The 24,692-nt window shown below is 51.4% G+C and carries 17 protein-coding genes; 2 read left to right on the top strand and 15 right to left on the bottom strand.

Features of this window, described 5'->3' with window-relative positions:
- Window positions 1-5: 5 nt before the first annotated feature.
- From ASF12_RS17180 to ftsE, 8 genes are all read right to left on the bottom strand, one after another.
- The gene (locus ASF12_RS17180; RefSeq protein ID WP_056036971.1) at window positions 6-218 is read right to left on the bottom strand and encodes a hypothetical protein; all 213 of its coding nucleotides are present in this window, start codon (window positions 216-218) and stop codon (window positions 6-8) included.
- A 454-nt stretch (window positions 219-672) separates the two neighbouring features.
- On the bottom strand, window positions 673-3,555 hold the full coding sequence (gene uvrA, locus ASF12_RS17175; RefSeq protein WP_056036969.1) for an excinuclease ABC subunit UvrA: 2,883 nt from the start codon (window positions 3,553-3,555) through the stop codon (window positions 673-675).
- Between the two features lie 42 nt (window positions 3,556-3,597).
- Window positions 3,598-5,595: an excinuclease ABC subunit UvrB gene (gene uvrB, locus ASF12_RS17170; RefSeq protein ID WP_056037112.1), complete on the bottom strand. Its 1,998-nt coding sequence runs from the start codon at window positions 5,593-5,595 to the stop codon at window positions 3,598-3,600.
- Window positions 5,596-5,929: 334 nt separating this feature from the next.
- On the bottom strand, window positions 5,930-7,267 hold the full coding sequence (locus ASF12_RS17165) for a PDZ domain-containing protein (RefSeq protein WP_081418861.1): 1,338 nt from the start codon (window positions 7,265-7,267) through the stop codon (window positions 5,930-5,932).
- Window positions 7,268-7,409: 142 nt separating this feature from the next.
- Window positions 7,410-8,945, bottom strand: coding sequence for a S41 family peptidase (locus ASF12_RS17160; RefSeq protein ID WP_056036967.1), 1,536 nt, complete (start codon window positions 8,943-8,945; stop codon window positions 7,410-7,412).
- Window positions 8,946-9,395: 450 nt separating this feature from the next.
- Window positions 9,396-10,658 carry a murein hydrolase activator EnvC family protein gene (locus ASF12_RS17155; RefSeq protein ID WP_063892575.1) on the bottom strand — a complete coding sequence of 421 codons (1,263 nt, stop codon included), beginning with the start codon at window positions 10,656-10,658 and terminating at the stop codon, window positions 9,396-9,398.
- A 12-nt stretch (window positions 10,659-10,670) separates the two neighbouring features.
- Window positions 10,671-11,582: a permease-like cell division protein FtsX gene (gene ftsX / locus ASF12_RS17150; protein ID WP_056036962.1), complete on the bottom strand. Its 912-nt coding sequence runs from the start codon at window positions 11,580-11,582 to the stop codon at window positions 10,671-10,673.
- Complete coding sequence (gene ftsE, locus ASF12_RS17145; protein WP_046229739.1) at window positions 11,572-12,258, bottom strand: cell division ATP-binding protein FtsE; 687 nt, start codon at window positions 12,256-12,258, stop codon at window positions 11,572-11,574. The genes ftsX and ftsE overlap by 11 nt, the downstream gene beginning before the upstream one ends.
- A 367-nt stretch (window positions 12,259-12,625) precedes the next feature.
- Between ftsE and ASF12_RS17140 the strand changes: the two genes are divergently transcribed.
- Window positions 12,626-14,107, top strand: coding sequence for a VanW family protein (locus tag ASF12_RS17140; protein ID WP_063892574.1), 1,482 nt, complete (start codon window positions 12,626-12,628; stop codon window positions 14,105-14,107).
- A 237-nt stretch (window positions 14,108-14,344) separates the two neighbouring features.
- Window positions 14,345-16,297, top strand: coding sequence for an amidase family protein (locus ASF12_RS17135; RefSeq protein WP_056036961.1), 1,953 nt, complete (start codon window positions 14,345-14,347; stop codon window positions 16,295-16,297).
- Between the two features lie 121 nt (window positions 16,298-16,418).
- On the opposite strand, the gene argH is transcribed toward ASF12_RS17135, so the two are convergent.
- The 7 genes from argH to argC form a co-directional block, all read right to left on the bottom strand.
- Window positions 16,419-17,834 carry an argininosuccinate lyase gene (gene argH, locus ASF12_RS17130; protein WP_056037105.1) on the bottom strand — a complete coding sequence of 472 codons (1,416 nt, stop codon included), beginning with the start codon at window positions 17,832-17,834 and terminating at the stop codon, window positions 16,419-16,421.
- A 97-nt stretch (window positions 17,835-17,931) separates the two neighbouring features.
- The gene (locus ASF12_RS17125; RefSeq protein WP_046229721.1) at window positions 17,932-19,161 is read right to left on the bottom strand and encodes an argininosuccinate synthase; all 1,230 of its coding nucleotides are present in this window, start codon (window positions 19,159-19,161) and stop codon (window positions 17,932-17,934) included.
- Between the two features lie 94 nt (window positions 19,162-19,255).
- Window positions 19,256-20,233, bottom strand: a complete 978-nt coding sequence (gene argF / locus ASF12_RS17120; protein WP_056036959.1) for an ornithine carbamoyltransferase — start codon at window positions 20,231-20,233, stop codon at window positions 19,256-19,258.
- 25 nt (window positions 20,234-20,258) lie between these two features.
- Window positions 20,259-21,461, bottom strand: a complete 1,203-nt coding sequence (locus tag ASF12_RS17115) for an acetylornithine transaminase (RefSeq protein ID WP_056036958.1) — start codon at window positions 21,459-21,461, stop codon at window positions 20,259-20,261.
- A 30-nt stretch (window positions 21,462-21,491) separates the two neighbouring features.
- Window positions 21,492-22,283, bottom strand: a complete 792-nt coding sequence (gene argB / locus ASF12_RS17110; protein ID WP_056036956.1) for an acetylglutamate kinase — start codon at window positions 22,281-22,283, stop codon at window positions 21,492-21,494.
- Between the two features lie 44 nt (window positions 22,284-22,327).
- On the bottom strand, window positions 22,328-23,569 hold the full coding sequence (argJ, locus tag ASF12_RS17105; RefSeq protein WP_056036954.1) for a bifunctional glutamate N-acetyltransferase/amino-acid acetyltransferase ArgJ: 1,242 nt from the start codon (window positions 23,567-23,569) through the stop codon (window positions 22,328-22,330).
- Window positions 23,570-23,618: 49 nt separating this feature from the next.
- The gene (gene argC, locus ASF12_RS17100; protein WP_056036952.1) at window positions 23,619-24,668 is read right to left on the bottom strand and encodes an N-acetyl-gamma-glutamyl-phosphate reductase; all 1,050 of its coding nucleotides are present in this window, start codon (window positions 24,666-24,668) and stop codon (window positions 23,619-23,621) included.
- Window positions 24,669-24,692 lie beyond the last annotated feature (24 nt).

The raw sequence follows: 24,692 nt of genomic DNA, 5'->3' as shown, positions 1-24,692 counted from the left end.
TTTCCTTATGCCAACCATACTTTGGCGATCATGATGTAATCAATAAACAAAAACAATCCCAAAGATACAGCTGTGAAACCAATCGCAAAAATGTTCTTCTTGCGCTCTTTGACCAACCGGACAAAGCCGATCAATAACAAAATTGTAAACGCAAGCATGAACCAGTCAAACGTGTTAATGTTGCTGGTCGTTTGTGCTGCTTCTTCTGCCAAAAACATTTGAATGACCCCTCCCACAGTTAAGCTTTTGCTCCATTCCACTTGCTTTAGGACCAGTCTTCCAAACCAAGGTGAAACGGCTTTCGTCGTCCTCTGACGGCGCGGCGCGTTTCATTCCGAGAAATATAGAGAAAGGATGGAAACATCATATCCTTTCCTATATTTTAAAAAATCCATTTGGCCATACTCATCCTATCCTAACCTATATGTTATCTTTTCCATGCGTCTGACGCAAGTCCGAATCTGTTTTCGTAACAACTTTGTCACGTTTGTCCATGAAGTACGCCGCATCCTGACTAACCGCTAGCAGGAGGCTTTGCTGCTATCTCCTTATACGGTGTCCAGCTTTGTCCAACCTTATAACCTGCGGCCGTCATGAAATGTAGCTAGAGGAAAAATCAAACATAGAAAAAAGGCTAGCCCCCATCGGTTGGCTAGCCTCATAATACTAAGCTTAATTAGATGCTGCAGCAACGGAAGATTCCGTCTCGCGCCGCTGAATAGTCCGTTCCCGGTCACGCTCCATAATAGGCTTCAGGTATTTTCCTGTATAGGACTTGTCTACCTTGGCCACTTCCTCAGGCGTTCCCGTTGCCACGATCATTCCGCCGCCGCTTCCGCCTTCCGGGCCCAAATCGATCAAATAATCAGCTGTCTTAATAACATCCAGATTATGCTCAATGACGAGTACCGATTCACCCGAATCAACAAGGCGGTGCAACACCATTAGCAGACGGTCAATATCATCAGCATGCAAGCCTGTCGTCGGCTCATCCAAAATGTACATCGTTTTGCCCGTACTCCGGCGATACAGCTCGGAAGCCAGCTTAACACGCTGTGCTTCACCGCCAGACAATGTAGTTGCAGGTTGTCCCAGGCGCATATAGCCTAAGCCTACATCAAGCAGCGTCTGCAATTTGCGCTGGATTCTCGGAATATTTTCAAAAAACTTGCAGCCATCCTCAATCGTCATTTCGAGAACATCAGCAATGCTCTTGCCTTTATATTTCACTTCCAGCGTTTCGCGATTGTAACGCTTGCCTTTGCAAATTTCACAAGGAACGTACACGTCAGGCAGGAAATGCATTTCAATCTTGATAATGCCATCTCCACGGCAAGCCTCGCAGCGGCCGCCCTTCACATTAAAGCTGAATCTGCCCTTCTTATAGCCCCGTACCTTGGACTCATTAGTCGAGGCATAAAGGTCGCGAACGTCATCAAACATGCCTGTATACGTAGCGGGGTTCGAGCGCGGCGTTCTGCCAATCGGCGATTGGTCAATGTCGATGACCTTCTCCAAATGCTCGATACCGCGCATTTCCTTATATTGTCCTGGACGTGTTCTCGCTCGGTTCAAATCACGAGCAAGCGTCTTATATACGATTTCATTGACGAAGGTCGATTTGCCCGAACCAGATACGCCAGTAACCGCCGTAAAAATGCCAAGCGGAATTTTCACATTGACCCCGCGCAAATTATTTTCCTTCGCACCGCGAACTTCCAGCCACTTATCGCCCGCAGCACGGCGCTCCAGCGGTACCTCAATAAACTTGCGACCGCTCAAATATTGGCCTGTCAACGAATGCTCATTGTGCATAATCTCCGCTGGTGTTCCTTCGGCGATAACGGTACCGCCATGAATGCCCGCACCAGGGCCAATGTCAATAATGTAGTCAGCCGCCAGCATCGTATCCTCATCATGCTCTACAACAATAAGCGTATTGCCGATATCCCTCATGTGCACAAGCGTCTCAATCAGCCGATCATTGTCCCGCTGATGAAGTCCGATACTCGGCTCATCCAAAATATAAAGAACGCCCATCAGGCTCGAACCGATCTGCGTTGCCAATCGAATTCGCTGTGCTTCACCGCCAGACAACGTCCCAGCCGCACGGTTCATTGCCAAATATTCCAGCCCGACATTGACAAGGAAGCCCAGCCGGCTATTGATCTCCTTCAAAATCAGATTGGCAATCGTTTGTTCCTTCTCCGTTAATACCAATCCTTCGAAGAAACGCTGCGAATCGCCGATGGAAAGCGAAGTGACGTGAGCGATGTTCTGGGAGGCAATCGTTACAGCTAGTGTTTCCTTGCGCAGCCGCTGGCCTTTGCAGCCGCCACATGGCTTGGCACTCATATAAGCTTCGATATATTCCCGCATGGAATCAGACGCCGTCTCGCGGTAGCGCCGCTCCAAATTGTTAACGATACCTTCAAACGGCACATAAGCCTCTTTACGATGACCAAAATCGTTTTCATATAGGAAGCGAACGCGTTCTCCGCCCGTACCATAAAGCAGCTTATTCATTTGCTCGTCGCTGAGCTCAGAAACGGGCACATCCTGTGGAATGTCATAATGCTCGCAAACCGAGCTTAAAAACTGCGGATAATAATTGGATGTGCTTCCGGCCCAGGCAAGAAATGCTGCATCTTTAATGGATTTGCTCGTATCGGGAACGAGCAAATCTGGATCGACGATCATCTTCGCGCCTAAACCGTCGCAATCCGGACAAGCACCGAACGGGCTGTTGAACGAAAACATCCGCGGCGCGAGCTCCTCTACGCTAAAGCCGCATACTGGACAAGCCAGGTTTGAGCTGAACAACAGCTCTTCTTTCTCCATTACGTCAACGAGCACCCGGCCATCAGCTAATTTAAGCGCCGTTTCTATTGAATCAGCCAAGCGGCTGTGGACGTCTGCCTTCACAACGATGCGGTCGACAACGACCTCAATGCTATGTTTTTTATTTTTCTCCAGCTCGATCTTCTCACTGAGCTCGCGCAGCTCGCCATTTACACGAACACGGACAAAGCCCTGCTTCTGAATATCGGCAAACAGCTTCGTATGCTCGCCCTTGCGGCCGGATACGAGTGGAGCCAAAATTTGCAGCTTCGTCTTCTCGGGATATTCCATAATACGGTCAACCATTTGTCCTACGGTCTGCGAAGTAATCTCGATCCCATGCTCCGGACAATGCGGCTTGCCAATCCGCGCGAACAGCAAGCGTAGGTAATCGTAAATTTCCGTTACCGTACCTACAGTCGAACGAGGATTGCGGCTAGTCGTCTTCTGGTCAATCGAAATGGCCGGAGACAAGCCTTCAATGGAATCCACATCGGGCTTCTCCATCTGGCCGAGAAACTGTCTGGCATAGGCAGATAAGGACTCCACATAACGGCGCTGTCCTTCGGCGTAAATCGTATCAAATGCAAGGGACGATTTGCCTGAGCCGCTCAATCCCGTTAATACAACAAACTTGTCGCGCGGAATGGTGACATCAATATTTTTCAAATTGTGTGCACGAGCGCCTTTGACTACAATTTTGTCGCTACCCAATCTTATTTCCTCCTCTATCCTGTCCATCCTCTTGCTTCGATTCTACAATCCTGCACGCAGTTCCAGCAACGCGTCACGAAGCTCGGCTGCCCGCTCAAATTGCAGGTTTTTCGCCGCATCTTTCATTTCAACTTCCAATCTATTAATCATCGACTGACGGTCTTTCTTCGACATCTTGCCAGATCCGGCATCCGCCAAATAATCGGCCTTCTGCTCGGCAACCTTGGTCGCTTCAATCACTTCCAATACTTTCTTGCGAATCGTCTGCGGCGTAATGCCATGCTTCTCGTTGAAAGCTTCTTGAATCGTCCGCCGACGTTCCGTTTCCTTCATCGCACGACCCATAGAATCCGTCACCTTATCGCCGTACATGATAACCCGGCCTTCGCTGTTGCGCGCCGCGCGTCCAATCGTTTGAATGAGCGAGCGGTCTGAGCGCAGGAAGCCTTCCTTATCCGCATCCAAAATCGCTACCAGCGATACTTCGGGCAAATCAAGTCCTTCCCGAAGCAGGTTAATGCCCACCAGCACGTGGAATACGCCAAGCCTTAGATCGCGCAATATCGCAATCCGCTCCAGCGTCTTAATATCCGAGTGCAAATAACGCACCTTCACGCCAATTTCCTTAAAATAATCGGTTAGATCCTCCGCCATCTTCTTCGTCAGCGTCGTCACCAATACCCGTTCATCCTTCGCTACCCGATCGCGAATTTCGCCCAGCAAATCATCGATCTGCCCCTTCGTTGGCCGAAGCTCAATGATCGGATCAAGCAGGCCGGTAGGGCGAATAATTTGCTCTACCATTGTCGGGCATTGCTCCAGTTCAAAAGGCCCCGGTGTAGCAGAGACATAAATCGTCTGCTTAGCCTTCGCCTCAAACTCCTCGAACTTAAGCGGCCGATTGTCCATCGCCGATGGCAGCCGGAAACCGTGATTGACGAGCATTTCCTTCCTAGCCCGGTCGCCATTGTACATGGCGCGAATCTGCGGCAGCGATACATGCGACTCATCAATCACAATGAGCATGTCATCCGGAAAATAATCGAAGAGCGTATAAGGCGTTGCTCCCCGTTCCCGGAACGTCAATGGACCCGAATAGTTCTCGATGCCTGAGCAAAAACCCATCTCGCTCATCATCTCAATATCATAGCGCGTACGCTGCTCAAGCCGCTGCGCCTCCAGCAGCTTTCCCGCTTCCTTAAGCTCAGCAAGCCGCTCCTCCAGCTCTCGCTCAATATTAACGAGCGCAAGCTTCATCGTCTCCTCATGAGTTACAAAGTGAGACGCTGGAAAAATCGCTACATGCTCACGCTCGCCCACGATCTCGCCGGTCAATACGTCAATTTCCGTAATCCGTTCAATCTCGTCGCCGAACAGTTCAATTCTAATCGCCCGCTCATTATTGGCAACGGGAAAAATCTCTATAATATCGCCGCGGACACGGAATGTCCCGCGAATAAAGTTAATATCGTTGCGCTGATATTGAATATCGACCAGCTTATGCAAAATCGCATCGCGGGGCTTCTCCATCCCTACGCGCAGCGACAGCAGCATGCTGCCGTACTCCTTCGGCGAACCTAAGCCATAGATACAGGAAACGCTGGCTACAACAATAACGTCTCTGCGTTCGAACAGCGAGCTGGTCGAAGAGTGGCGCAGCTTATCAATCTCTTCATTGATGCTCGAATCCTTCTCAATATACGTATCGGTTGAAGGAATATAAGCTTCCGGCTGAAAATAATCGTAATAGCTGACGAAATACTCAACTGCATTATCGGGGAAAAAAGACTTAAATTCGCTGCACAGCTGCGCTGCGAGCGTCTTGTTATGCGCAATAACGAGCGTAGGCCGATTCACCTGCGCAATCATATTGGCAATCGTATAGGTCTTTCCCGTTCCAGTCGCCCCAAGCAGCGTTTGAAATCTCTGTCCTGCTTCAACGCCTTCAACCAGCTGCTTAATAGCACGCGGCTGGTCGCCTTGCGGCGTATAGTCGGACTTAATCTCAAAGTTACGGGCTTGCGGTGCAAGATTACTCACTTCAGCCATCCACTCCTTCTTCGTTCCTCAGCTATCTATCATTATAGTCAATACCGTGCAAAAGAAGCAGCAAGCCTCAATTTGTTCATACTGTTACAAGTAATTCCATTTCATTCAGGCAAATCTACTCTTTTATAAGAATATGTGTTCCCGTTTATTATAGCTCTAAGCATTCTCCGATGCAACCAGCTAAATTTCCCTACATGAGGCCAAATAAAAAGCGTAGGGACAGAATCGAAAAATCTGTCACCACGCTTTTGGAACAATATTTGCTATTAGCCTGTCAAGCAAGCCTAGACAAAAGCCATTTAGAACGGTAGTACTGAAGCTTGTGCTATACTGGCGTTTTTTCGCCAGACGCAGCATTATTTTCAGAAGCCGACACTTTAGATGAACCCCGGCGATGCGCCGTACGCTTGTGCTTCAACAAGTCAATCAGCGAGGCAGGGCCTGAGGCCGCATAGAAATTCGCATCCTCGTCTGGCGCCAAAATAACTCCGAGCTGATGATGCTCATTTTCATAACGCGCGCGCTGCACAAACTTTACTTCACCCGCATAGTTCAGCACTTCCAGCTTGCAGAAAGCCGAGTTGAGATGCAGCGCGGCATGCAGATCAGCCTTCGAATGCACGCGAACACCATTAACCTTGGAAATAATTTCTCCAGCTTGAAGCCCCAGGGCCTCAGCCGGCGTTTGCGGCAAAATACCTAGCAAGCGCAAGCCGCGCTGGTCATGGACGAATAGCGGGCTGCTGGCATTTTCCAGCCTGCGGCTGCGCCAAATGATCGCTTCATGGAGCAGCAGCGAGCAGAGCGCGGCAATTGGCAGCAGCACGGGCAGCCACCAAGCCAGCAAAGCTGCTGCTGCGAGTGCGACGCTGTAGAGCAGCAAGCCTTTCGCGGCGTGTCTGGCCTTCTCCTCAGGCAGCATCGAGCGTGTCAATTCGCTAAAGCCGATAATCATCGGCAGCGCGGCAATCGTCCAGCCCTGCGACCAGTCTGCACCGAGCAGCGGCGTCCACGGCAAGGCTGCTGTTGCAGCGCCAGTGCCTGCACCTCCACCAACAGGAACGAGCAGCAGCAAAGGCACCGGCCAAAAGCTTTGCAGCATGTAGCCGCCGACAATTTTCCCTCTCTTGCCCGAGAGGAACAGTGGCGTCGCCAGCTTGCCGCCCTGATTTCGCACAAGCAGCGCCTCTGCCAAGTGCAGCAGAGCTACCAGCATGAACAGCCCCGTCATATCCATGGCGGCGAGTGAAGCTGCAGCTTGACTGGCTATGCCTTCGCCCGAAGCCAGCGGCGTAAACCCAACGATCCACTGCAGCAGGCCAAGTACGCCGGCAGCATAAGCGAAGCATAAATAACGGATGCGAAACAGCATGAGCAGCGCTGAGACGCCCCATAACCACATCACTGATTGCTGGGTAACTGCAACGCCAATAAACGCGCCTACCAGAGATACAGCTAGTCCTACCAGCAAGCCTGTGACGATTGCCCGGCCGAGCAGCCGGGGCCATATATGCAGCTTGACGGCGAACAATTGCCGTTCAAGCTTAATCTGCTTTGTGTATTGGAGCAAAATAAATAAAATAGCTACATAATAAAAAGGTTGTACCAGCAGTTGAAGCAACGCCAGCTGGAATTGCTGCAACAAAGCAAGAGCCTGATTCACCGCATACACTCCTTCATTTTTACCAACTTATTCCTTCAGCCGCCTTTGCGGCATTTTCATGACTCACACCTGCTGCCTATTCAAAAGAAAAGGCTGACTCCGAAGACAGAGTCAACCTTGTAATGGATTCGACAACGAGGCGTTATTTCCTGCCTACCCGTTCAATCGCTTCCCGAAGCTGCACATCGTTGTTCTTGTCTTTAATCCATGCAATAACCGCCTTTTCCAATGCTGCGGCTGTTGACTTGTCCAGTTCTCCCGTCACCGGAAGACTTGAGTTTCGCTGAAATTGCTTAACTGCCTGCACGGTTTCCTCATTGAAATAACCATCATCACGCTTCGGCTCATACCCAAGCCCTTTAAGCATAATTTGCGCACTGCGAATTTGCTCATTATTCATATCGCGCTTCAGCGTTTCGGTTATCGTCAGCCGCGCAACGGTGTAAAGCGAAGGCGGGGCTACGGCCACGGTCGGCTCAACGCCCTTCTCATGAATCCAGATGCCTTCTGGCGTCAGCCACTTGGCAATCGTCATTTTCACAAGACTGCCATCGCCCAGCGCTTTATTGTAGCTCACCTGTACCGTTCCTTTGCCGAACGTCGTCTCGCCGACCAGTATCGCACCGGCTTCCTCGCCCAGCGCACCAGCCAATATTTCCGAGGCGCTGGCGCTGCCTTTGTTCATGACTACGGCGACCGGATAAGCTTTGCGGCTGCCCTTGGACAACGTCTTCTCCCGCTTGCCGTCGCGATCCTCCACCTGAACAATCGCACTGCCCTTCGCAATAAACTGCTCGGCAATTTCTACAACGACCGGCAATACGCCGCCAGGGTTATTGCGGACGTCAATTACGAGGCCCTTAAGCCCTTGCCGTCCCTTATCGCCTGCTCCTTCGCTGACCTGGGCACCAGACTGTACCTGTGCCTGCCCTGCTGCCTGCTGCTTCGCTTCCTGCTCCAGACGGGCAAGCTCTTCCTTGAAGCGTTCGGCCGTATTGAGCGAAAACTGACGGATTTCAATGACGCCAATCCGGTCATCGGACAAATGGGCATATACGGTTTCCACATCAATATCATCCCGTATTAAAATCAGCTGGATCGATTCGCTTGTGCCCACCCGCTGGATCTGCAGCTTGGCCTTCGTCCCTTTCGGGCCACGAATTTTGTCTACGGCCTCATTCAACCCAAGACCCTCCAGCTTCTCTCCATTGACCGAAATGACGACATCCTTCGCCAGCAGTCCCGCCCGTTCGGCAGGAGAGCCTTTGATCGGGGATACGACGACGAGCTTGCCGTTTTGCAGCGTCACTTCCGCACCAATACCTGTGAAAGATCCTTCGATGGATTCGGAAAAATGCTGCGCTGACGTCTTCTCCATATAAACGGAGTAAGGATCATCCAGCGATTCCAGCATGCCTTTGACTGCGCCGTCTACCAGCTCTTCACGATCCGTCTTCTTCACATATTTGGTTTCAATCAAATCAAGCACCGCATTCATTTTGTCAATCTCGGCTTCATTCAGATCATGTTGCCCGCTAGTTTCGGCAGCTGCCGGAGCGGAGCCTGACGCCTGGTAGCTGCTCACGACAAGATCGCGAGCCACTACAAGCGTGACCAGAACAGAAGCGAGCATCGTAATCATTACAAAAGCAATGACTGTACGGCCTCTAAACTGCATATTCAGGACACCACCTTCTCGTTTGACCACAGCATTAAATAGAACCTACTTCGGTTAATGCCTTCCCGCTTGGAGGACACGCCCTAGTATATGACAAGTTCTGTCCATTTATTTGCGTCCGACCAGCGACCTGCTCATTCCATATTTTTCATTCCGAGAACTATAGAGAATGGATAGCGTTAGAATATCCTTTCTCTATATTTCAAGCGTAAACGGCTGTCGCCGTCCTCTGGCGGCCAAGCTACCGTTTCGCGTTGAAATATAAGCCCATTATAAGTGGGTAACTTATAAATGCTTATATTTCAAGCGTAAACGGCGCTGCCATCCTTTGACGGCAACGCTCGTTTCACGCAGAAGCAGAAATAGAAGCTGACTTATTATAAAGTCATGTATAATTGCTTGTATTTCGAACAAGGGCAGCCCGAAGGCTGCCGCTTGTTGCTGATCATCCTATTTTAAATAGCTGCTTGGATCGGTTGTTGTCCCGTTAATACGCACCTCAAAATGCAAATGCGGTCCGGTGGAATTGCCCGTACTGCCAACCTCGGCAATTTTTTGGCCTTTTGTAACACTGTCGCCTTTGCTTACTTTAATGCCGCCTTCGCGAATATGGCCATACAGCGTCCACATGCCGCCGCCATGGTCGATAATGACGGCATTGCCATAACCGCTCCAGCGCTGCGCCATAATAACAACGCCGCTTTCCGCTGCATGAATAGCCGTTCCCTGCGGAGCTGCAAAATCGATGCCGGTATGGAGCTTCTTGGCACCCGTAATCGGGTGAATCCGATAGCCATAGCCCGAGCTGACACGATAAGAGTCAAAAATAGGCATGCCCAGCTTACCGCCCGTATAGACCGTACCGCCGCTTCCGCCTCCGCTGCTGCCATTGCCTTTACCCGCAGCAGCAGCCGCAGCTGCAGCAGCTTTTTCCCTCGCGATTCTTTCCGCTTCCAGCTTCGCCACCTTCTCGGCTTCCAGCTCGGATACCTTCTGTGCAAATTCAATCATTAGCGCTTCCTGCTCTGCGCTTATATCTTCGAGATCCTCAAGCTGATGATCATATTCAGCAACGAGCTTGTTTTTCTCGGCTTCTTTTTTCGCTAGATCGCTTTGGTAGTTTTGCAGCTTGGTGTACATCGTTTTGACTTCTTCAAGCTTGTGCTCGACCTCAGCTTTTTTCTCCTCAACCAGCGCCTGATCAACCTTGTTTTGCTCTAAAATGCTGCGATCCTGGCTTAAAATCAGCTGAAGCGAATCGAAGCGGTCGATAAAATCGGAAAAGCTGCTCGCATTCAGCAAAACGTCAAGATACGACACCGAGCCGTTCTCATACATAAGCCGCAGACGCTGCTGAATCAGAATGTCGCGTGTTTTGACACGGCCTTCCGCTTCTACCAGCTCCGCGCCAGCCTGTTGCAGCTCCGACTCCGTTTGATCAACCTTTGCTTGCGTATTATTCATATTGACTACAACAGCATCCAGCTGTGCCAATACGGCTTTGATAGAAGCTTGTACATCAGATTTGAGTGTCGATACTTCCGTCTTTTGCTGCTCTGTCGCGTCAGCTTCCTTCTGCGCCTTGTCAATGGCCTTCTTGGCATCCGAAAGCTGCTTATTAATGCTGTCCAGCGATGCGGCACTACTGCTCAGTGGCTGTACAAGCAATACCGTCATTATCACCATAAGAACGATTAGATTTCTTCTCTTCACCGACGCTTCCACCTACACTTTCAAATATTTTCGAATGGATATCGTACTGCCCCATATGCCGATCAAGGTGCCAAGTCCAATCAATACACCGCTAATTTGAAGTCCTACTTCCTGAACCGATACGAGACTAAGCATCATCAGCCCAAGTCCCTCCTGCGTCAATGTAACAAACTGTGCGTAGCTGATGAGCAGCACAACCGTCGTCAATATCGAAGCAATCATGCCAATAAGCGCACCTTCAATAAAAAACGGCCAGCGGATAAACGCATTCGTCGCACCTACCAATTTCATAATGCCAATTTCCCGGCGCCGAGCAACAATCGTCACTTTAATCGTGTTGGAAATGAGGAACATAGCGGTTACCGTAAGCGCAAGCACGATCACGAGGCCAATGGTACGTACCGCATTCGTAATTTTGAACAGCGTTTCGATTTTGCCTTCCCCATATTTCACGCTCGTAATAGGCGCTGTTTCATCGCCTGTGTTAAGTGCCTCGATCTGCGCAGCTGCAATACTGACAGACTGAGGTTTAAATACTTCTACCGTAAAAGAGTCCGGCAGCGGATTGCTCGCATCATCATAGCCGTCAAGCAAGCCTTCGTCGCTCAAGTTTTTACGAAGCTCCTCGAGCCCCTGTTCCTTCGTAACCAGCGTAACCTTCTTCACCTCAGGAATGAGGCGGATTTTATTCTCGACCTCATCCATCTTCGCCTTGTCTATATCCAGCTGCAGAAATACGCGAATTTCCACCTTGCTCTCCACCGAGGAGGCAAAATTGTTGACATTCAGCGCCAGCAGCATAAAAGCCCCGAGTAAAAATAACGAAATAAAAATCGAGCTGATGGAAGCAAACGACATCCAGCCGTTGCGAATAATATTTTTACAGCCTTCTCTAAGGTGGCGGAGCAGGGTTCTAAATTTCATAACCGTACTCCCCTCTTGCCTCATCCCGAACGACCAAGCCATTCTCGATTGCGATGACACGCTTGCGCAAGCTGTTTACAATATCGCGGTTATGCGTCGCCATGACGATGGTCGAGCCGCGAAAGTTGATTTCCTCCAGCAAAGCCATAATTTCCATGGACGTCTCCGGGTCCAAATTGCCGGTAGGCTCGTCCGCTACAATAACCGACGGGTTATTCACTATTGCCCGGGCAATCGACACACGCTGCTGCTCTCCCCCTGAAAGCTGGGCCGGCAGGCTGGCATGCTTATGCTTGAGGCCGACGAGATCGAGAACCTCCATCGTCCTTTTTTTGATAATCCGCTTGGGAGCTTCGATAACCTCCATCGCAAAAGCGACATTTTCAAACACGGTCAGCTTCGGAAGCAATCTAAAATCTTGAAAAATAACGCCTATGTTCCGCCGTACAAATGGAATTTTGCGCGGCTTCAGCTTGCCTATATTAAAACCATTTACGGAAAGCTGCCCTTTCGTAGGCACTTCCTCGCGATAGATCAGCTTCATGAAGGTTGATTTCCCTGCCCCGGAAGGCCCTACCAAATACACAAATTCATTGCGATCTATGCGTACGGACACCCCTCGCAGTGCATGAGTACCGTCGACGTAAGTCTTCCAAATGTCTTGCATTTCAATCACGTTATCACATCCTGTTTTTAGTCAGCATTAGTAATTCGACAATGACGTGGTAAATCCTTTCTTTTCGACGGTTTCTTTCCTCATTTTTCACAATTCTCATATTCATTCTAGCTGCTTGCATATACATAACAGAGTCACTTTTGAAATATAAGAATTTATAAGTTACGCACTTATAAATGGGCTTATATTTCTCGGAGTGAAACGAGCTGCGCCGCCAAAGGACGGCGAAAGCCGTTTCACCTTGAATTCTAAGAATTTAAAAGTTTCATCTTTTATCCGCTTAGAATTCTAGGGCAAAGCTCTTCGCTCGTCCCAGAAGGACGACGAAGTCATTTTTGCTTGACCCGAAGGAAGGGGGATTGTCCCATTGAAAAAATTGCATCTCATCAGCATTTTTGTATTTGCCCTGCTGCTTGCAGCGTCCGTCAGCTCAGGTGGACTCACGTATTATGCCGAGCAGCGCACCGTGCCGGCAGGCGTAACGGCGGGAGGGCTGAATATTGGCGGGCTGCCTATCCCAGAAGCGATTAAACTGCTGAATGACTATGAGCAGGCGCTTGGAGCGCGTGAACTGACGGTCGCTACCGGCAATGCCGGCTCGGACAGGCGCACGTGGAAGGCCGAAGCGTTTGGCTACAAGGCCGATACCTCCGAGGTGCGCAGGGCTTTGCAGCAGCTTGGCAAAGGAGAGTTATGGGAAGCAGTGAAATACCGCTATCATTTTCCGCGAAACTTTGAGCTTGCGCAGACGTTTGATCAAGCTTTGTTCGAAAAGCTTATTCGCCAGCAGTGGGGCTGGCTGGAGCAAAATGAGCCCAAGGACGCTGCTCGTATTATTACGGACCAGGATGAAATTTTTTATGAGCCGGAAGCAGAAGCATACCGTATTGAAATGAGCCGACTATCCGCTGACGTGAAGAGCTGGCTTTGGCTCGCCGCTGATGCTAAATTCCCTGCGGAGCAAGCGGCATATAACACTGAGCTTCCTATCCTTACCCTGTCTCCTTCCGTCACGCTCGAGCAGCTTAAGGCGCAAGGGGTTGAGCGCAAACTGATGTCATTCACGACCGACTTTGCTGCAAGCGCCGAGGGCCGCGCCTATAATGTCGCCTCAACGGCGGCGGCTCTCGACAACTGGCTGCTGGCTCCGGGCGAAATTTTTGATTACAGCAAAGTCATTCGCAGGGTTGAGGAAAAATACGGCTTTCGGGAAGCTCCCGTCATCTTGAACGGCAAGCTTGTTCCCGGTATCGGCGGCGGCATCTGCCAAGTGTCCAGCACACTTTACAACGCCGCACTGCGCGCAGGCCTTGAAATTGTCGAAAGACGCAACCACTCGCTGCCCGTCTCTTATTTGCCCGTTGGACAAGACGCTACCTATGCCGACGGCGCCATAAACTTTCGATTTCGCAATTCAACGGACAAGTACATCGTCATTCGCGCAACATCTGCGGGCCGCAAGCTGACAATCAAACTGTTCGGAAAAATGTCCGAGGATGTCCAATACCGCATTGAATCGGTTACCGTCGGCACTTTGTCTCCAGAGGTGCAGCAGCTTCAAGACCCTGCGCTGCCAGCTGGCACACGCAAGGTGATTGCTCCAGGACGAAACGGCTATGTCGTCGACACATTCAGAGTGACGCTGGAAAATGGCAAACCTCCAATTAAGGAACGCATTTCGCGCGACACTTACCGTGCCCAGCCTACTGTCATTCATATTGGCACGGGGAAAGCAGGGGGCACCGATCAAGCACCAGCACCACAACTCGATCCGGCTCCAAACGCACCGAGTACACCAAATGGATCGGGCACACCGACAGGGCCGCTGCTTGAAGACGGCATTAGCTAGTGTTCATTTCATGCCCGGAAAATGTAACATAGACATAACGCAAATAGGTTCTTAGTTATAAATAATGTCATTATTATTAACATAATGAGATAACGAGATTAAATCGTCGATACAGTTAGAAATATACTTATTCAATCGCTTACTTGGATGGTTTTCAAGACTTGCGCTCTCTACGCTCCCTACTATACTCTTTTATTAATGTTAGGTTACATTACATATTAGAGAGGGAGTTTAAAGATGCCAAATCTTCTTTCATCATGGAAAAAACACAGTGCTGCTTTGCTTGCCGGCGCATTGCTGCTCACAGGGCCTCTAACAGCCTCTACCGCTGCTGCGGCAGCAGCTGTCTATCAAGGAGAAGCTACGAAAGCGATAGAGCTTAAGCTGGGGGATGCCAGCATTTCCCCTGATAAGCTCATCCCAACTGCGGAGCTAAAAAAACTGTTTGATCAAAGCGCAAAGCTCGCAGGCGGAGACGCTACGTTTACAGCTGCGGCGAAAGGGGCGACCATCACTCGCAAGGATGCTGCAGTTATGATTGCAAAGGGACTGCATTTGTCCCCAGCTGCCGAGCCATATAAAGATGTGCCGGATAAAGCATCCTATGCTTCATCAGTAGGAGCAGTTATGGAAGCGAAGCTGATGCTTGGCGTGAACCAATCCCATTTTGCACCAAACCAATCGCTGACTTATGCGGGCGCCTATGCACTTGCCTATCGCATTTATAATTACAGCATGCCATTCCTGCTGCCGGAAGCGACGATTGCCAGCATTCAGCAGGCTGTCGGCCAAGGCAAGCTCACCTACAAAGAGCTGGTTCAGCAATATTTGGATCGCATCGAGAAATACGATGACCAAGGCATTAAGCTGAACGCGATTTTGACGATCAATCCAAAGGCGCTCGAAATGGCCGAGGAGCTGGATAAAGAACGCGCAGCCTCTGGCATTCGCGGCCCGCTGCACGGCATTCCCGTCATCGTGAAGGACAACTATGACACGAATGATATGCCTACGACGGCAGGCTGTCTGTGCCTAAAGGATTCCATTCCTTCTGAGGATGCCGATCAGGTTGCCAAGCTTAAGGCAGCTGGCGCCATTATTTTAGCCAAAGCCAACTTGCATGAGTTTGCATTCGGCATTACAACGAGCAGCTCCTTAGGCGGCCAAACCTTGAACCCTTATGCGCTTGACCACTACCCCGGCGGCTCCAGCGGCGGCACAGGCGCTGCCATTGCGGCAAACTTCGGCGTCATCGGCATGGGCACCGATACAGGCGGCTCCATCCGCATCCCATCGACCTATAACAGTCTGGTCGGCATTCGCCCAACAATCGGCCTCTCCAGCCGCGACGGCATCATTCCGCTCGCCCTGTCGCAGGACGTAGGCGGACCTATGACCCGCACCGTAACGGATGCAGCCATCGTACTCGATGCAACGGTCGGTTATGACCCTGACGACGTAGCGACAGCAGGAAGCATTAGCCACATTCCAAGCAGCTACACGAGCTATCTGGACGCAAAAGGCTTAAAGGGCGCACGCATCGGAGTGGCGACAGAGCTATTCGGTACTACAGAAGCGGAGCAGCCGACCACTGAAGTGGTACAAGCAGCTGTTAAAGACTTAGCTAAACTAGGTGCGGTAACTGTCGATGTTACCATTCCGAACCTGAAGGAAATTATGGCTTACCCAAGCCTCAGCGGCTATGAATTCAAATTCCAGCTGAATGAATATTTGGCAGAGCTGGGCTCCAAAGCCCCTTACCACTCGCTTACTGAAATTATCGCTTCCGGCCAATTCGACAAATCGATGGAAGCTTCGCTCAAAACACGTGATGCCCGGCAATCGCTGAACACAGAGGATTACAAGGACATCGTGCTGTTCCGTACCAAAACGACAAAAGACGCGCTGCTGAAGGTGATGGCTGACAATAAGCTGGATGCGATTGTCTATCCATCCACTACGCAAACAGCTGCATTGATTGGCGAAGCGCAAAATGCAGGCGGCAACAATCGCCTCAGCCCGTTCTCCGGGTTCCCAGCCATTACCGTGCCTGCCGGCTACACAGCTGAAGGGCTCGGAGCGAGCATTGAATTCCTCGGCCGCGAATACAGCGAGCCGACACTGATCAAGCTGGCTTACTCATACGAGCAAGGGACGAAGCATCGCGTCGCTCCTGTACTTGCCCCTTAAAGGAGAAGCACCTACACTTGCGATTACAATGATCACAAGCTCACGCGAGAAAGCAAAAAAATCTCCAAACCCACCTTTACGGCGGGTTTGGAGATTTTTGATTTTAAACCCTAAGCATAGCTTAACGGCTGCGCTCAGCGTATTCCGTTACCCATGCAGCTACCTTCAGCAGGTCCTCATCGGCACGGCCAATAGCTGCTTCAACCTGTACAGTCGCTGTGCCGCCATAGACGTTGCGGGCATCGACAACCTGCTCCGGCTGGAGCACCGCATAAATGCGATCATCAAACAGCTCGGAAAATTGCTTGAATTCCTCCAGCTTCAGATCTAGCAAGTATTTGCCCTGCTCGATGCAATAAAGCACCGTTTTGCCAATAACTTCATGCGCTTGGCGGAAAGGCAGCCCTTTGCCTACGAGGAAATCGGCAATATCCGTCGCATTGGAGAAATCCTGATTGACCGCTTGGCGCATCCGGTCTTTGTTGACCTTCATCGTCGCAATCATCGGCGCGAACAGCTGCAGCGCGCCTTGCAGCGTGCGAACTGTATCAAACATGCCTTCCTTGTCTTCCTGCATATCCTTGTTGTACGCCAGCGGAAGCGATTTTAAAACCGTCAGCAGGCCAACCAGGTTGCCATAGACACGGCCTGTTTTGCCGCGAACCAATTCAGGCACATCCGGATTTTTCTTCTGCGGCATAATGCTGCTGCCTGTGCAGAAAGCATCATCCAGCTCGACGAAATTGAACTCTGTGCTGGACCACATGATGAGCTCTTCGCTCAGACGCGACAGATGCATCATAATGATCGAAGCATGGGAGAGAAATTCCAAAATAAAGTCGCGGTCGCTGACCGCATCCAGACTATTTTCATAAACACGATCAAATTTCAGCTGGCTCGCTACAAAATGGCGGTCGATTGGGAACGTCGTTCCCGCAAGCGCGCCTGCGCCAAGCGGCAGCATATTGATGCGTTTGTAGCTGTCTTGCAGGCGCTCAATGTCGCGTCCGAACATCGCTACGTAAGCCATCAGATGATGGGCGAACAAAATCGGCTGGGCACGCTGCAAATGCGTGTAGCCCGGCACGATTGTAGCCGTATTCGCTTTCGCCTGCTCTACAAGCGACGATTGCAGCTTTTGCAGCAAATCCACAAACTCAACAACACGCTTGCGCAAATAGAGATGCATATCGGTCGAAACCTGGTCATTACGGCTGCGTCCGGTGTGCAGCTTGCCGCCTACCGAGCCAATGTCGTCAATGAGCGTTTTCTCGATATTCATATGAATATCTTCGTCGGACACCGAAAACTCCAGATCATTGCGCTTAATGCGCTGCAAGACGCGGTGCAGGCCGTCCTGAATCGTCTCCACATCTTTATCTGGCAAAATGCCCTGCTTGCCCAGCATCGTTACATGAGCCAAGCTGCCTTGAATATCTTCTTCCGCCAGTTCCTTGTCGAACAGGATGGATGCTGTATATTCCTCCACCAGCTGATCGGTCTTCTTCGTAAATCTGCCGCCCCATAACTTGCTCACGTTATCGCACTCCCTCCCGGAAAAGGCGCGGGGCCGCTGCATGCAGCGGCCTCTCCTTTGCTTCCGGCATCTATTAATAAATGACGTACACTTATTTTTATTTACCGCTGTATTTCGTTCCGACTTTCAAACGCAGCGCGTTCAGGCGGATAAAGCCTGTAGCATCGCCTTGATCATAGGCTTGTGTCGGATCAGCTTCCATCGTAGCGATTTCTGGGTTGTACAAGCTCACAGGGCTTTGTACGCCAGCGCCAATGATATTGCCTTTGTACAGCTTCAGGCGCACAGTACCAGTCACGTTTTTCTGGGATTCCAGCACAAGAGCTTGCAGCGCAAGACGCTCAGGCGCAAACCAGAAGCCGTTATATACAAGCTGGCTGTATTTTGCAATGAGGGAATCACGCAGATTCATGACTTCACGGTCCATCGTGAGCGACTCCATTTTGCGGTGGGCGCTGAACAGGATCGTGCCGCCTGGCGTCTCATACACACCACGGCTCTTCATGCCGACAAAGCGGTTCTCGACCATATCCACGCGGCCAATACCGTGCTTGCCACCCAAGTCGTTAAGCTTGTCCATGACTTGCAGCGGAGTAAGCGACTCGCCGTTAATCGCCGTACAGTTGCCCGCTTCAAAGGACAGCTCCACGTATTCGGATTGATCCGGCGCATCTTCCGGCGCTACGCTGAGCACGAACATATCTTTGTTCTCATCGGAGCTAGGGTCGAACCAAGGATCTTCCAGCATTCCGCTCTCAAAGCTGATGTGCAGCAGGTTGCGGTCAGTGGAATAGGGCTTGGCTGCCGAAGCTTGAACTGGAATGTTGTGCTTCTCCGCATAAGCGATCATTTCCGCGCGTCCCGGGAACTCTTCACGGAACTGCTCTTCACGCCAAGGCGCAATCACTTTAATATCAGGAGCAAGCGCAGCAACGCCGAGCTCAAAACGAACTTGGTCGTTCCCTTTGCCAGTCGCGCCGTGAGCGATAATAGTCGCACCTTCAGCGCGGGCAATATCAACCATACGCTTCGCGATTAGCGGGCGGGCAATCGAAGTTCCCAGCAGGTATTGACCTTCATAGAAAGCGCCAGCTTGGAACATAGGGAAAATAAAATCAGACGCGAACTCATCGCGCAGATCGTCGATATAAACTTTCGAAGCGCCAGTCGCAAGCGCTTTTGCTTCCAGTCCGTCTAGCTCATCCTTTTGTCCGATGTCTGCTGTGAATGCGATAATTTCCGCATCATACGTTTCTTTCAGCCATTTGAGAATAACGGACGTGTCCAGACCGCCCGAATATGCCAATACGATTTTTTCCTTAGCCATTGTTATTGTCGCACTCCTTAAAATCAATATGAATAATCTCGGCGAATATCCCGCTATGCGGGTGGCAAGCCGAATAACGCCGAGTTAAGCTTTATTACATAATGGCGGCCATGATGGCCTTTTGAGCATGAAGACGATTTTCCGCCTGGTCAAAAATGATCGAGTGGTCGCCGTCAATGACGCCCTCGCTCACTTCCTCGCCGCGATGTGCAGGCAGGCAGTGCATGAACAAAAAGTCCTTCTTGGCATGTGCAGTCAAGGCTTCATTCACTTGATAAGCGGCAAAAGCAAGCTCGCGTTCCTTCTGCTCCGCTTCTTGTCCCATGCTTGCCCATACGTCCGTATAAACGACGTCAGCGCCTTCAATTGCTTCTCTCGGATCGCGGCACACATGAATGCGCGAGCCCGTCTCAGCTGCATGATCCTTCGTTTGCTGCACGATGTCCGCATCCGGCTCGTAGCCTTCCGGAGTAGCTACCGACATGTCGATGCCCAGCTTAGCCGCTCCCATCAGCAGGGAGTGAACCATGTTGTTGCCATCGCCGATGTAAGCTACTTTCAGCCCTTCCAGCTTGCCTTTATGCTCCAGAATAGTCTGGTAGTCGGCCAGCGCCTGACAAGGATGTGAAAGGTCGGTCAAGCCGTTAATAACCGGAATCGTTGCACCGCGCGCCAGCTCCACTACTTTGCGATGAGCGAATGTACGAATCATAATGCCGTCCAAATAGCGGGAAAGCGTCTGTGCCGTATCCCAAATGGACTCGCCGCGCCCGATTTGCAAATCATTGCCGCTGAGGAACAATCCGTGACCGCCGAGCTGGTAAATACCTGTCTCGAACGATACGCGCGTACGCGTCGAGGATTTTTCAAAAATCATCCCGAGTGTTTTTCCTTTAAGCAAATGATGCGTTTCGCCCGCTTTCAGCTTTTGCTTAAGCTCGATAGCGAGATCGATCAGGTAACGGATTTCCGCTGGCGCATAATCGACCAGCATGAGAAAATCGCGGCCTTTCAGGCTCGCAGCCATTTCTTCTTTTACTGCTTCTTGCAATCGTATCTCCTCCACTTCCATCTATGCATTTTATTAATGATAGCTGTTATTTATTGTCGCCTGCGCCTGCCAGCAGCTCTGCCAAAATGCCCACCGCTTGATCAATCTCCTCGTTCGTCACGAGCAGATTTGGCAGCAGACGGATGACACTCGGCCCCGCCGAAATGACGAGCAGCCCTTTATCCTGCGCTGCAGTAAGCAAGCCAGCGATTGGTGCCGCGCATTCGATACCTACGAGCAGCCCTTTGCCGCGAATGTCTTTCACGAAAGGATTGCCTTCAAGCTTCGCTTTCAGTTGCGACGTCAAATATTCGCCCTTCTCCTCCGCACGCTCAGACAGACGGTCGCCGACAATCGTCTCCAGCGTCGCCTTCACAACAGCTGTTGCGATAGGTGTTCCGCCAAAGGTCGAACCGTGGCTTCCTGGGCCAAACGCTTCGCGAAGCTCTTCCCTGCACACAGCTGCCCCTACCGGGAAGCCGCTGCCCAGCCCTTTGGCCAGCGTGAAAATATCCGGTTCAATGCCGTAATGCTCGTAAGCGAACAGCTTGCCTGTACGGCCCATGCCTGTCTGGATCTCATCGACAATAAGCAAAATGCCGTGCTTGCGGCACAGCTTGCACAGGGCATGCACAAATGCCGGATCAGCTGGATAAATGCCGCCCTCTGCCTGAACCAGCTCCAGCATGACCGCCGCTGTTTTGTCGCTGATTGCCGCTTCCAAAGCTTCAATATCATTGTAAGGAATGTAGCGGAAGCCCTCCGGCAACGGAGCAAAGCCTTCCTTAACCTTCTCTTGGCCTGTCGCTGTCAAAGTTGCCAGCGTCCGTCCATGGAAGGAATTTTCGAATGTAATGATTTCGTAACGGCCATTGCCTTTAATCTTCTGCTGGTATTTGCGCGCCAGCTTGATTGCCGCTTCATTCGCCTCTGCGCCCGAGTTGCAGAAAAATACAGCGTCGCCGCTGCTGTTGTCCGTCAACAGCTTAGCAGCTTCCTCCTGATTCGGAATATGAAACAGGTTGGATACATGCCACAGCTCATCGAGCTGCTTCACTAAAGCTTCCTTGATTTTGCGAGGCGCATGTCCCAAATTCGTAACGGCGATGCCGCTCATGAAATCGAGGTAACGCTTGCCCTGATCATCCCACAGCCAGCTTCCTTCGCCCTTCACCAGCGCGATTGGGTATCTCGCATAAGTAGGCAGCAGCGAATTTGCCGCTGCCGCAGATGTTGTTTTCTCACTCATCGTTTATATCCTCCCTCCCGCTCTCGCGATTTAAACCCCTTTGACAATACGCGTACCGACTCCACCCTCGCGCACTGCCTTAGTCAATACGCCTGGCTCCTCGCCGCTGACGATGACGACTTCCTGCACCTGTCCTTGAATACATTGTACAGCTGCGCGAACCTTCGGAATCATTCCGCCATATATTTCTCCGCTTGCGATCATCTCGTCAATATCGGCAACGGTGACCACAGGCAGCACCTGCTTCACACCATCAACCGTGCGCATAATGCCCGGCACATCGGTTACTACGATCATTTGATGGACACCCAGATGGGAAGCTACAGCCCCAGCCGCGGTATCCGCGTTAATGTTGTAGCGCTGCCCCTGTGCATCAATGCCTACAGGCGCAATAACAGGAATATAACCCATTGCCATCACGCCTTCTATAACAGCAGCGTTAATGTCCGTCACATCGCCTACAAAGCCGATCTCATCGGCGTTCGCCACAGGACGTGCGGTAATCAGCTGGCCATCCACACCAGATAAGCCGAGCGCCTGTGCGCCGCAGGAAGACATTTTCCGTACAATTTCCTTGTTGATGCGTCCCGACAAAACCATTTCGACGACATCCAGCACCGCTTCGCTCGTCTTGCGCAAGCCGCCGACAAACTCCGTCTCTATGCCGAGCTTTGCCAGCGTCTCCGAGATCGCCGGTCCGCCGCCGTGTACAATAACCGGGCTAACGCCAGATTGCTGCAGCTCCCGCAGCTCGCCGAAGAAGGATTCAGGCAGCGCAGCAAGTGTGCTGCCGCCGCATTTCATTACAAATCGTTGCGTCATGCTATTATGAGCTCCTTTATCGCTTAATGCCGCCTCATGCACCGTTATGTACGGTAAGCCGCATTAATTCGCACGTAGTCATAAGTCAGGTCACAGCCCCAAGCCGTTGCTGCGCCTGCTTCCATATGCAGATCCACATGAATGACGACCGTATCGCCCTTCAAATACTCCAGCGCCTTCTCCTCGTCAAAAGCGACCGGCTTCGACTGCTGCAGCGTCACAATGCTGCCCAGCGAAATATCGACCGTATCCGGGTTGACAGGCTCGCCAGCGCGGCCTACTGCCGCAATAATCCGGCCCCAGTTCGCATCTGCGCCAAACACTGCCGATTTCACAAGGGAAGAACCTATGACCGTCTTCGCAATCGCTTGCGCCGATGCATCGCTAACCGCTCCACGCACTTGAACCTCGACAAGCTTCGTTGCGCCTTCGCCGTCACGCGCGATCGCTTTCGCAAGCACCTCGCACACATGGCGAAGCGCCGCGCCGAAAGCTGCCCAGCCTTCATGCTGCGCATTAAGCTCGCTGTTGCCAGCTAGTCCGCTCGCCATCGCAACGAGCATATCGTTCGTGCTTGTGTCGCCATCTACCGTAATCATATTAAAAGTATGGTTCGTCGCTTCACGCAGCAGCTGCTGCAGCGCCTCGCTGCCAATTGCCGCATCCGTCGTAACGAAACCAAGCATCGTTGCCATGTTTGGGTGAATCATGCCGGAGCCTTTCGCCGCTCCAGCGATATGAATGAGCTGTCCGTCAATTTCAACGGATACACAGACCATTTTTTGCACCAAATCGGTCGTCAAAATCGCTTGGCAGAAGCTTTCTGCCGCTTGCTTGTCCGAACCCAGGTTAGCTGGCAGCTCGCTGATGCCGCTGCGCACTTTGTCCATCTTGAGCAGCTCGCCAATGACGCCGGTAGAAGCTACCGCCACTTCATCTGCTGCAATGCCAACACGCTCAGCGAATTTATTGCGCATTTCATAGGCATCCGCCTCGCCCTGCTCGCCAGTGCATGCATTGGCGTTGCCGCTATTGACCAGCACAGCACGCAGGCGGCCGCCTTCGCCAATGCTCTCGCGCGTCACCTTAAGCGGTGCCGCCTGAAAAACATTTGTCGTGTAAACGCCCGCCGCTGCCGCCGGAACCTCGCATACGATTGCACCGAGGTCATTGCGCGTCGTTTTTTTGAGGCCGCAGTGTAAGCCGCCCGCTGTAAAGCCCTTCGGTGTTGTAATCGAGCCTTCCGCCACAACCTTATAAAGGGGTGCAGTGTGTCCCTGTCCCATAATTACATCGTTCTCCTTCGCTTCATTCTAAATTAGGTTATGCTGCTTCTTATGGATAAACAGGAACAAACTGCAAACCAAGCGTCTCATCCCAGCCCATCATAAGGTTCATGTTCTGAATCGCTTGTCCCGCTGCGCCTTTGACCAAATTATCAATGACCGAAACAATCGTCACTCTGCCCGTACGGCTATCGAACGCAAAGCCGATATCGCAATAATTCGAGCCCCATACTTCCTTCGTGGCAGGCAACTGTCCTTCAGGACGAATGCGCACAAATGGACGGTTCTCGTAATAGCTGCGATACAGGTCCATAAAATCATCCGCGCTTCTGCCGTCTTTCACCGTTGCATACATCGTCGTCATAATGCCGCGCGTCATCGGCACGAGATGCGTCGAGAACGTAATCACAACCGAGCGGCCTGCAACATCGGAAAGCACCATTTCGATTTCCGGCGTATGCTGATGCTGATTCAGCTTGTACGCTTTCAAGCTCTCGTTCAGCTCGGAATAGTGAGTGCCAAGGCTCGCGCCGCGTCCCGCTCCAGAAACGCCGGATTTCGCATCAATTATGATGCTGTCCGGATCGATAAAGCCAGCTTGCACAGCTGGAACAAGGCCGAGAAGCGCCGCCGTAACGTAACAGCCCGGGTTGGAAATGAGATTAGCACCCTGTACACGGTCGCCGTACACTTCAGCCAATCCGTACACCGCTTGCTTCAAATACTCCTCGTCCGCAGCGGGCTTTTTGTACCATTTTTCATATAAAGCTCTATCTTGCAGGCGGTAGTCGCCGGATAAATCTATCACTTTAAGACCTACAGCAAGCAAATCAGGTGCCAGCCTAGATGCGACAGCCGCTGGTGTTGCCAAAAATACAACATCCGCCTTGCTGCGGATCGCTTGTGGCTCTACATCATCTAGCAATTCTTCGCGAATGCCCGTTAAGTGTGGGTATCCTTCTGTAATCGGCGTCCCCGCGCTGGATGATGAAATAACCGAGGTCACCTCAGCAAGAGGATGTGAGGCTAACAATCGAATAAGCTCAACACCGCCGTAGCCGGTTGAACCGATAATAGCTATTTTCAGTTTTTCGCTCATATCCATCATCTCTCCCTATGAGAC

The sequence above is a fragment of the Paenibacillus sp. Leaf72 genome (genome assembly GCF_001422685.1).
In the GTDB taxonomy this organism is placed as follows: Bacteria; Bacillota; Bacilli; order Paenibacillales; family Paenibacillaceae; genus Pristimantibacillus.
This window is presented reverse-complemented; position numbering and strand designations above follow the sequence as displayed.